The sequence below is a fragment of the Vibrio anguillarum genome (assembly GCF_001989995.2).
Taxonomy (GTDB): domain Bacteria; phylum Pseudomonadota; class Gammaproteobacteria; order Enterobacterales; family Vibrionaceae; genus Vibrio; species Vibrio anguillarum.
Genome location: NZ_JAHGUP010000059.1, coordinates 1 through 902 on the forward strand (window position 1 = coordinate 1; position 902 = coordinate 902).

General features: G+C 48.1%; 1 protein-coding gene. It reads left to right on the plus strand.

Annotated elements, in window-relative coordinates; all coding sequences use genetic code 11:
• Window positions 1-902 (plus strand): IS66 family transposase (gene tnpC / locus PL85_RS13870; protein ID WP_215809355.1); only part of this gene is annotated, 902 nt, incomplete at both ends.

The window sequence follows — 902 nt, forward strand, 5'->3', positions numbered from 1 at the left end:
ATGTTCGCCCGAAATACGCCTGGCATCTGGGGCCTCCATCTCGTGAAAAAAGCCACATTCACCAACAACCCGCACCGATAAGTATCATCCCCAAAAGCTTCGCTACCGAAAGTCTGCTTGCCAACATTATTTTAGGCAAATATCAGTATGCGCTTCCGCTGTATCGTCAGGAAACCTTGTTCACCCAATCAGGTATCGAGTTATCGAGAACGACCATGGCCAGGTGGGTAATCCAGGTTAGTGAAAAGTTCAAACCGCTTTATCAGGCACTGAAGACTCACTTACTCGAACAAGTGGTGGTTCAGGCCGATGAAACGCCGCTCAATGTGCTCAAGGAAGACAAGCAATGTTATATGTGGTTGTACTGCTCGGGAGCCGACTCCCCTGAAGCTAAACTCCCTGACATGAAAAATATCGTCTTGTTCGACTATCAAAACAGTCGCGCGAGAGTGTGCCCCGTGAACTTCTTGGGTGATTACTCAGGCTATCTGCAAAGTGATGGTTACGCGGCTTATGATGGATTAACCAACGTCACCAATGTCGGTTGCTTCGCTCATGCACGTCGTAAGTTCATGGAAGCGAAGAAGCTTCAGGGCAAAGGTAAAACAGGTAAAGCGGATGTGGCGTTAGCCAAAATCCAAAAGTTGTACGCACTTGAATCTCGATTAAAACTGGCTTCGGTCGAAGAGCGTTGGTCTGAAAGACAATCCAGAGCCAAACCGCTGCTGGATGACCTCTATGACTGGTTAACCACGCAGAAAGTCATCAAGTCGAGTCCTCTTGGTAAAGCCATCAAGTACACCTTGAGTCAGTGGCCTAAGCTGATACGCTATGTTGAAGATGGGCATTTATCTATCGACAACAACCGAGCGGAACGCGCAATCAAATCGCTGGTCATTGGC